This window comes from Pseudomonas sp. UBA6276, assembly GCF_002438365.1.
Lineage (GTDB): Bacteria > Pseudomonadota > Gammaproteobacteria > Pseudomonadales > Pseudomonadaceae > Aquipseudomonas > Aquipseudomonas coleopterorum.
Window position 1 is genome coordinate 1 of the sequence record NZ_DJUS01000006.1, and the last position, 8,938, is coordinate 8,938.

Consider the following 8,938-nt stretch of genomic DNA (forward strand, 5'->3'; position numbering starts at 1 on the left):
AATTCCGAAACCCCTATCTGCGTGAGCAGGTAGGGGTTTTGTCTTTCTCGAAACAAAAAACACTGATCCGCACGCAAAAAAAACCACCCAGCAGGGTGGTTTTTCGTAGCATGCCGGTCAGTCGCCGGTGTACTCGCATCCGCTCGTGCAGGTCTCGTGGATACGAATCTTGGACAATTCGGGCAATAGGGGTTTGAGCTCATGCCAGATCCATTTGGCGAGGTTCTCGCTGGTGGGATTCTCCAGGCCGGGAAGATCATTCAGATAGTTGTGGTCGAGACGCTCGTAGAGCGGCTTGAATATCGCCTTGATTTCGGAAAAGTCTCGGATCCAGCCGGTATGGGGATCAACGTCGCCCTGCAGATAGATCGCGACCTTGAAGGAATGGCCATGCAAGCGACCGCATTTGTGTCCCTCAGGTACGTGAGGAAGCCGATGGGCAGACTCGAAAGTGAATTCCTTGAAAATTTCCACGTTTGTTCCAATTTGTAGGCAAGTCAGTGCTGCAGTTTATCAGGTGTCCAACCTGGACGGTAAGTGTGCATGGGGAGCGTGGTGGGATCGATCCAGCCGGCTGACGCACGGTGGGGCAGAGCGTGCTGCAACACCGCGATCATTTGGAGGCTAGCGTTGTGCCATTAAGTTTGAGTTAAGTCGCCTTCGGTATTGTGTCTCTCGTACACCATACATACCTCACACATACACAAGGTGAACTGAATGAAAACGTTGACTGCTTTGCTTCTGGCTTCTTCCATGAGTTTCGTTGCCGTCAGTGTTCAGGCTAAAGATCTTGGCCCGGACGAAGCGCTTCGCTTGCGCGATGCTGGTACCATCCAGTCCTTCGAGAAGCTCAATGCTGCAGCATTGGCGAAACATCCAGGCGGCACTGTTCACGAGACCGAGCTGGAAGAGGAATACGGTAAATACATCTATCAAGTCGAACTGCGCGACAGCAAGGGCGTCGAGTGGGATGTAGAGCTCGATGCAACCACTGGTCAAGTGCTCAAAGATCATCAGGATACCTAATGAACATACCGCCAGCGGGTCGCGCACTGATGGTCGGGCTGCTGGCGTTCTGCTCGTTGGCAGTGGCTCGAGATTTAGATCAGGATGAGGCGCTGCGACTCAGACAGGAGGGTGTGATTCTGCCCCTCGAACAACTGCTAGGCCAGGCCATGGCGCGTTATCCCGGTGCTCGCCTGCTGGAGGCTGAACTCGAAGAAAAGCAGCAGAAGCTGGTCTATGAAGTCGAGCTGCTGACCACGGCAGGTGTCGTTCGCGAGATCAAATTGGATGCGGCTACAGGTGATTTGCTCAAAGACGAGGAAGATGACTGATGCGCTTGCTGTTGGTGGAAGACAACGTTCCTCTGGCCGATGAGCTGAGCGCCAGCCTCAGTCGCCAGGGGTACGCCGTGGATTGGCTGGCGGACGGTCGAGACGCGGTCTATCAGGGGCAGTCCGAACCTTATGATTTGATCATCCTCGATCTAGGATTGCCTGGCCTGCCTGGGCTGGAAGTGTTGGCTCAGTGGCGAGCGGCGAACCTTTCCACCCCGGTGCTCATTCTGACTGCGCGTGGCTCATGGGCCGAGCGTATCGAAGGTTTGAAAGCAGGCGCCGATGACTACCTGACCAAACCGTTTCACCCTGAAGAACTTCAGTTGCGGGCCCAGGCGTTGGTGCGGCGGGCGCGAGGTCTGTCGAACATGCCGCGTCTGGAAGCGGCGGGTCTGCATCTGGACGAAGGTCGCCAATGCGTATTGCAGGCCGGAGTCGATATACAGCTCACCGCTGCGGAGTTCCGGCTGCTGCGCTATTTCATGCTTCACCCCGACCAAATCCTGTCCAAGGGCCATTTGGCCGATCATCTGTATGATGGCGAGACCGAGCGCGATTCGAACGTGCTGGAAGTGCACGTCAATCACCTGCGGCGCAAGCTGGGTCGCAGTGTGATCGAAACGCGGCGAGGGCAGGGCTACCGTTTTGCCGGGGTCGTGCAGTGAGATCCATCCAGGCGCGATTGAGCGTCGGACTGATCAGCGTTCTGGTCGTGGTTGGCCTGGTGCTCGCGCAGTTGAGTTTGTGGCTGTTCGAAATGGGTCTGCAGCGCTACCTGGAAGCGGGGCTGCGCAACGAAAGTGAAAACCTTCTGGTGGCCATGCAGCGGGGGCCGCAGGGTTTGCAGCTGGATCAACATCGTATTTCTCCTGCCTACGAACGTCCGTTCTCCGGGCATTATTTCCGCATAGACTTTCCCGAGGGCCACTGGCGGTCCCGCTCGCTGTGGGATCTCGAGCTGCCGGTGCCCGAGCAGTCGGGGTTGTATTCAGGTTTGAAGCTGGGTCCCGAAGGTCAACTGCTGCTGGTGTTGCGGGCTGACTACCGTCGGCTCGGCCAGCCACTGTCCATTATCGTGGCTCAGGACTACACACCCGTTCGCACAAGCTTTCAGCGGGTACGTCAGATTGGCCTGGGAATGGGTCTGGCCGCATTGATTGCGGTGCTCGTATTGCAACGCATCACGGTCAAACGCTCGCTCAAGCCACTTGAGCGAACCCGGGAGCAGATTGCCCAGTTGCAGCTCGGGCAGCGGTCGCAACTGGACAGCGAAGTTCCGGCAGAGCTTGAGCCGCTAGTGGCGCAGATCAACCATCTCTTGCTGCATACCGAAGACAGTCTCAAGCGTTCGCGTAATGCCCTGGGCAATCTTGGGCACGCGCTGAAGACGCCCATGGCGGTGCTGTTGAGTCTGGCGAGCAGTGAGCGGCTGCGTGACCATCCCGAGGTTGGTCGGCTGTTGCGTGAGCAGTTGGAGCACATCCAATTGCGGCTGAGCCGTGAGCTCAATCGTGCGCGCTTGGCAGGCGATGCGTTGCCGGGTGTTCAGTTCGATTGCGCAGAAGAGATTCCGGGTCTGTTCGCGACTCTGGAGATGATTCACGGTGGGCATTTGAACCTGAGCTACGAGGTGGCAGCGGATGTGCGTCTACCATGGGATCGCGAGGACGTGCTGGAGTTGTTGGGCAACCTGCTCGACAACGCCTGCAAGTGGGCAGACGCGCAGGTCTGCCTGAGCATTGTCGAGCATGCGCAGGGCTACAGTATCTGGGTGGACGACGACGGTCCGGGGATACCCGAGGACGCACGTCAGGCGGTGCTGGATCGCGGCTCTCGATTGGATGAGCAGGTCGACGGGCATGGTCTGGGGCTGGGTATCGTTCGTGACATCGTGGAAAGCTGGTCGGCTCGTTTGCAGCTGTCGGAAAGTCCGCTGGGTGGGCTGCGCGTCGCGGTCGACCTGGATAAACGCGTTTAACGCGGATTTATCTTGCCGATGACTAAACTCGCAGGCGGCTGGGAGGACTAACCCACAGGGCCGAATGACGGTTCTGTAGCTTATCGACATGGATCGGACATGAACGAAACCAACCTGCAAAACAAAACCCTGTTGTTACTGTTGATCCTCGTCACCATCGCTTTCATCTGGATTCTTCTGCCTTATTACGGCGCGGTATTCTGGGCCGTGATCCTGGGTATCGTATTTGCGCCTTTGCAACGACTGGTGATGATGAAGTTGAACCGGCGTCGCAACATCAGTTCGCTGGTCACGCTGACCACGGCATTGCTGATCGCGATCCTGCCGGTGATCATCATCAGCGCGCTGTTGGTGCAAGAAGGTGCGGTGCTTTACAAGAATATCGAAAGTGGCCAACTGGACGTGGCGGGTTATATCGATCAGTTCAAGCAGCTGCTTCCGGCCTCCGGGCAACAGTTGCTCGATCGCATGGGCATGGGCGATCTCGAAGGCGTGCGTGACAAAGTTGCCAAGGGCGCCATGCAGGGCAGTCAATATTTCGCGACTCAGGCATTCAGCTTCGGCCAGGGCACGCTGGATTTCGTGATCAGCTTCGGCATCATGCTGTACTTGCTGTTCTTCTTCCTGCGTGATGGCCCTGAACTGTCGCGCAAGATCCGTACGGCCATTCCGCTGGCCGAACAGCAGAAGCGCCGTCTGCAGTTGAAGTTCAACCGTGTGGTGCGTGCCACCGTGAAGGGCAACCTGCTGGTGGCCGTTACGCAAGGTGCCTTAGGTGGGGTGATCTTCTGGTTCCTCGACATTCCCAGCGCATTGCTGTGGGCTGTACTCATGGCTTTCCTGTCGCTGTTGCCTGCCGTCGGGGCCGGCATCGTCTGGGCGCCGGTGGCGGCCTACTTCCTGTTGAGCGGTTATATCTGGCAGGGGGTGACGTTGACCCTGTTCGGTATTCTGGTGATCGGCATGGTCGACAACGTGTTGCGTCCGGTTCTGGTCGGCAAGGACACGAAGATGCCGGATTACCTTATTCTGGTATCAACACTGGGTGGCTTGGCGGTGTTTGGCCTGAATGGTTTCGTGATCGGCCCGCTGATTGCCGCGCTGTTCATGTCCAGCTGGGGCATCTTCGTCAGTACCAAGCGCCAGGTGCGTCTGCCTCAGGACCGTACCTGATACACGCCTTACCCGGCTCCCTTGGTCAGCCCGAGGGAGTTGGCGCTTGAGGGCAGGGGCCTGCTTGGTTACCATCGGCGCTTTTTCAGAGCGGTCCGCATGCCCCAGCCCATCCCTCTCAAAGATCATGGCAAGGAACAAGGCCTGGTCAACCGTCGGTTGATCGCCTGCGCATTGCTGGTGCTGGCCTTGAGCATTGCCTTGGTAGGGCGTCTGTACTTCCTGCAGGTCATCGAGTTCGCCTACAACTCCACGGTATCCGAAAACAACCGGGTGCATGTACTGCCGATCCCGCCGGAGCGCGGGGTGATCTACGACCGCAATGGCGTGGTATTGGCCGATAACCGACCCAGTTTCAATCTGACTCTGACCCGCGAGCGCGCCGGCAATACCGCGCAGGTGCTCGATGAGGTGGTGAAGGTGCTGGAGCTGAGCGATGAGGCGCGCAAGCAGTTCGACAAGGACTTGAAGCGTGTACGCCATCCCTTCGAACCCGTCACCTTGATGTATGAACTGAACGAGAACCAGATTGCCAAGATCGCGGTGAATCAATTTCTGCTGCCGGGCATTGATGTGGAGCCTCAGTTCGTACGTGAGTATCCGCGCAAGGAGCATTTTGCGCACTCGGTCGGCTACGTAGGGCGGATCAACGAGAAGGAATCCAAGACGCTCGATCAGACGCAGTACCGCGGCACGCAGTCGGTGGGCAAGACCGGTGTCGAGCGCTTCTATGAAACGGAGCTGCATGGCCAGGTGGGCTATGAAGAGGTCGAGACCAATGCTCAGGGACGGGTGATGCGGGTGCTCAACCACCACGATCCGGTGCCGGGCAAGAACATCGTACTGAGCCTGGATGTGCACCTGCAGGAAGCCGCCGAGAAGGCGTTGGGCGATCGGCGTGGGGCGGTGGTGTGCATTGATCCGGAAACCGGTGACGTACTGGCCATGGTCAGCAAGCCCAGCTTCGATCCCAATCTTTTCGTCACCGGGATCAGCTTCAAGGAATACGCGGCGTTGCGCGATTCCATTGATCGGCCGCTGTTCAATCGCGTCCTGCGGGGTCTGTACGCACCTGGCTCGACGATCAAACCGGAAGTGGCGATTGCCGGCCTGGATACGGGTGCGGTCACGCCCCAGTCTCGGGTCTTCGACCCCGGTTACTACGAACTGCCCAACTACGACCACAAGTACCGCAACTGGAACCGCACCGGCGATGGCTGGGTGGACATGGATGCCGCCATCATGCGCTCCAATGACACCTACTTCTACGATCTGGCGCACAAGCTCGGTGTGGACCGGATGCACGACTACATGACCCGCTTCGGCCTAGGTCAGAAGGTGTCGCTGGACATGTTCGAGGAAGCGCCTGGCTTGATGCCGTCGCAGCAGTGGAAGCGCGCGACCCGACGTCAGGCGTGGTTCCCCGGCGAGACGCTGATCCTGGGTATTGGCCAGGGCTACATGCAGGTCACACCGTTGCAACTGGCCCAGGCCACCACGCTGATCGCCAGCAAGGGCGTTTGGCGTCGGCCGCACCTGGCTGAAACCGTAGGCGGGCTGGCGCCGGTGGACGACAATCCGATCCCCAATATCGTGCTGCGTGACAACCGCGAATGGGATCAGGTCAACCACGGCATGCAACTCGTCATGCACGATCCGCGCGGCATTGCGCGGCAGGCTGCCGCCGGTGCGCAGTATCGCATCGCGGGCAAGTCGGGTACGGCCCAAGTGGTTGCGATCAAGCAGGGTGAGCGCTACAACCGTCTCAAGACCTTGGAGCGCAACCGTGACAACGCGCTGTTCGTGGGCTTTGCGCCGGCCGACCGGCCGAAGATCGTGGTGGCGGTGATGATCGAGAACGGCGAGGCGGGCGGGCGCGTCGCAGGTCCCGTGGTGCGCGAGATCATGGATGCCTGGTTACTGGATGGCGAAGGTCACCTCAAGCCCAAGTACGCGGCGCCCGCAAAGGCGCCTACGGATCCCAAGGTCTGAGCCTTCAGCAGAGAAAGCCACCGTCCACGTTCAGGGCGGTTCCTGTGGTGTAGCTGGAAGCCGAGCTGGCGAGGTACAGCACCGCCCCGGCCATTTCTTCAGGCTGGGCAACACGATTGAGCGGAATCTGCGCGAGCGCGGTTTTGAGGATCGCCTGGTTCTCGACCAGTGCCGAAGCGAAACGGGTGTCGGTCAGGCCCGGTAGCAACGCATTGCAGCGGATGTTGAAGCCGGCGCATTCCTTGGCGAACGCCTTGGTCATGTTGATCACCGCGGCCTTGGTCATGGAATAGACGCCTTGGAACACACCGGGTGACACGCCGTTGATCGACGCCACGTTGATGATGCTGCCGCCACCGTGTTCGCGCATCAACTTGCCGGCTTCGACCGACATGAAGAAGTAACCGCGGACGTTGACGTCCACGGTCTTCTGGAAAGCGCCCAGGTCGACATCCAGGACGCTGCCGAACTGAGGGTTGGTGGCGGCATTGTTGACCAGGATGTCCAGGCGACCGAATGTTGCGCGGATGCGTGCGAACAAGTCCTGAATCTGCTCGGTTTCGCCAATGTGGCAGGCCATCGCGGTAGCCTGGTCGCCGCCAGCGTTGATGCTGTCGGCGACACGCTGGCAGCCGTCCAGCCTGCGACTGACGACGATCACATGTGCACCCTGCTGCGCCAGCAATCGGGCAATGGACTCGCCGATCCCACGGCTGGCGCCGGAGACCAGCGCTATTCTGCCGTCGAGGTCGAACATCGTGGTCTTGGGCATATCCGCTCCTGCCGTGGGTGAGAAGTTACATGTTCGGGTAGGTCGGTCCACCCGAGCCTTCGGGCGCCACCCAGACGATGTTCTGCGAAGGATCCTTGATGTCGCACGTCTTGCAGTGCACGCAATTCTGCGCGTTGATCTGGAAACGCTTGGCACCGTCTTCCTGGGTGACCACTTCATAGACACCGGCCGGGCAGTAGCGCTGAGCCGGCTCGTCGTACAGCGGCAGGTTCTTGCCGATGGGAATGCTCGGATCCTTGAGCTTGAGGTGGCACGGCTGCTCTTCTTCATGGTTGGTGCCTGAGATGAACACCGAACTGAGTTTGTCGAAGCTCAATTTGCCATCGGGCTTGGGGTAGTCGATGCGCTTGCTGTCGGCTGCCAGTTTCATGCAGGCGTAGTCAGGCTTGTTGTCGTGCAGGGTGAAGGGGATCTTGCCCTTGAAGAGGTTCTGATCGACGAAGTTGAACGCGCCGCCGACGATGGCTCCCCACTTGTGGATGGCAGCCCCGAAATTGCGGCTGGCGAAGAGCTCTTCATACAGCCAGCTGGCCTTGAAGCCGGACACGTAGCCGTCGAGCACGTCTCCGCCTTCCGAGCCCTGGAACAGCGCGTCGGCCACCGCTTCGGCAGCGAGCATGCCGGACTTCATGGCGGTGTGGCTGCCCTTGATCTTGGAGAAGTTCATGGTGCCCAGGTCGCAACCGATCAGCGCGCCGCCGGCGAAGACCATCTTGGGCAGCGAGTTGAAGCCGCCCTTGCAGATGGCACGGGCGCCGTAGCTGACGCGCTTGCCGCCTTCCAGGTACTGCTTGAGGACCGGATGGTGCTTGAGTCGCTGGAACTCGTCGAAAGGCGACAGGAACGGGTTGGCGTAGGACAAGTCGACGATGAGGCCGACCACCACCTGATTGTTTTCCAGGTGATAGAGGAACGAGCCGCCGGTGTTCTCGGTACCCATGACTTCCAGCGGCCAGCCGGCGGTGTGGACCACCAGCCCCGGCTGGTGCTTGGCAGGATCGATGTCCCAGATCTCTTTCAAGCCGATCCCGTAATGCTGCGCGTCGGCATCGCTGTCCAGTTTGAAACGTTCGATCAGTTGCTTGCCGATGTGCCCGCGGCAGCCTTCGGCGAACAGGGTGTATTTGCCGCGCAGTTCCATGCCTGGGGTATACAGCCCTTCTTTAGGCTTGCCTTCGCGATCCACGCCCAGGTCGCCGGTGACGATGCCGCGCACAACGCCCGTTTCGTCGATCAGCGCTTCTTGTGCGGCAAATCCAGGGTAGATCTCGACACCCAGGTTTTCAGCCTGCTGGGCGAGCCAGCGGCACAGATTGCCCAGGGAGATGATGTAGTTGCCTTCGTTGTGCATGGTCTTGGGCACGAAGGCGTCGGGGATCTTCGTGCCACTCTCGGCATTCTTCAGGATGAAGATGTCGTCGCGGGTGACGGGCGTGTTCAGGGGCGCACCCAAGGCTTTCCAGTCCGGGAACAGCTCGGTGAGCGCCCGCGGTTCGAAGACGGCACCGGAAAGGATGTGAGCACCGACCTCGGAGCCTTTTTCAACCACGCAGACGCTGATTTCCTGTCCGGCGTCGGCGGCTTTCTGCTTCAGTCGGCATGCGGCGGACAGGCCTGCTGGGCCTGCGCCGACGACGACGACGTCGAATTCCATGTATTCGC

The 8,938-nt window shown here is 59.5% G+C and carries 9 protein-coding genes; 6 read left to right on the forward strand and 3 right to left on the reverse strand.

Annotation, left to right across the window (positions count from 1 at the left end; genetic code table 11):
• Window positions 1–117: 117 nt before the first annotated feature.
• A complete protein-coding gene (queD, locus tag B2V21_RS00955) occupies window positions 118–474 on the reverse strand; it encodes a 6-carboxytetrahydropterin synthase QueD (RefSeq protein WP_049859835.1) in 357 nt (118 codons plus the stop codon).
• A gap of 243 nt (window positions 475–717) precedes the next feature.
• Here queD and B2V21_RS00960 point away from each other — a divergent pair, with 243 nt between their 5' ends.
• The 6 genes from B2V21_RS00960 (at window position 718) to mrdA (ending at window position 6,483) form a co-directional block, all read left to right on the forward strand.
• Complete coding sequence (locus B2V21_RS00960) at window positions 718–1,026, forward strand: PepSY domain-containing protein (protein ID WP_286915759.1); 309 nt, start codon at window positions 718–720, stop codon at window positions 1,024–1,026.
• Window positions 1,026–1,337, forward strand: coding sequence for a PepSY domain-containing protein (locus tag B2V21_RS00965; RefSeq protein WP_049859837.1), 312 nt, complete (start codon window positions 1,026–1,028; stop codon window positions 1,335–1,337). Before B2V21_RS00960 ends, B2V21_RS00965 begins: the two co-directional genes overlap by 1 nt.
• Window positions 1,337–2,005 (forward strand): response regulator transcription factor, encoded by a 669-nt coding sequence (locus tag B2V21_RS00970; RefSeq protein WP_056842207.1) that lies wholly within the window; start codon window positions 1,337–1,339, stop codon window positions 2,003–2,005. The genes B2V21_RS00965 and B2V21_RS00970 overlap by 1 nt, the downstream gene beginning before the upstream one ends.
• On the forward strand, window positions 2,002–3,318 hold the full coding sequence (locus tag B2V21_RS00975; RefSeq protein WP_090359066.1) for an ATP-binding protein: 1,317 nt from the start codon (window positions 2,002–2,004) through the stop codon (window positions 3,316–3,318). Before B2V21_RS00970 ends, B2V21_RS00975 begins: the two co-directional genes overlap by 4 nt.
• Before the next feature lie 99 nt (window positions 3,319–3,417).
• Window positions 3,418–4,491: an AI-2E family transporter gene (locus B2V21_RS00980; RefSeq protein WP_049859840.1), complete on the forward strand. Its 1,074-nt coding sequence runs from the start codon at window positions 3,418–3,420 to the stop codon at window positions 4,489–4,491.
• Between the two features lie 99 nt (window positions 4,492–4,590).
• On the forward strand, window positions 4,591–6,483 hold the full coding sequence (gene mrdA / locus B2V21_RS00985) for a penicillin-binding protein 2 (RefSeq protein ID WP_090359064.1): 1,893 nt from the start codon (window positions 4,591–4,593) through the stop codon (window positions 6,481–6,483).
• A gap of 4 nt (window positions 6,484–6,487) precedes the next feature.
• Here the strand turns inward: mrdA and B2V21_RS00990 are convergent, their stop codons facing one another.
• Entirely contained in the window at window positions 6,488–7,255 is a 768-nt protein-coding gene (locus tag B2V21_RS00990) for an SDR family oxidoreductase (RefSeq protein ID WP_090359062.1), read from the reverse strand.
• Between the two features lie 25 nt (window positions 7,256–7,280).
• Window positions 7,281–8,938 (reverse strand): electron transfer flavoprotein-ubiquinone oxidoreductase (locus B2V21_RS00995; protein ID WP_286915760.1); only part of this gene is annotated, 1,658 nt, incomplete at its 5' end.

Excerpts from the sequence above, each read along its gene's own strand:
- B2V21_RS00965 (WP_049859837.1), top strand. The coding sequence starts at position 1,026 with ATGAACATACCGCCAGCGGGTCGCGCACTGATGGTCGGGCTGCTGGCG.
- B2V21_RS00990 (WP_090359062.1), bottom strand. The coding sequence starts at position 7,255 with ATGCCCAAGACCACGATGTTCGACCTCGACGGCAGAATAGCGCTGGTC.
- B2V21_RS00980 (WP_049859840.1), top strand. The coding sequence starts at position 3,418 with ATGAACGAAACCAACCTGCAAAACAAAACCCTGTTGTTACTGTTGATC.
- mrdA (WP_090359064.1), top strand. The coding sequence starts at position 4,591 with ATGCCCCAGCCCATCCCTCTCAAAGATCATGGCAAGGAACAAGGCCTG.
- B2V21_RS00970 (WP_056842207.1), top strand. The coding sequence starts at position 1,337 with ATGCGCTTGCTGTTGGTGGAAGACAACGTTCCTCTGGCCGATGAGCTG.
- B2V21_RS00960 (WP_286915759.1), top strand. The coding sequence starts at position 718 with ATGAAAACGTTGACTGCTTTGCTTCTGGCTTCTTCCATGAGTTTCGTT.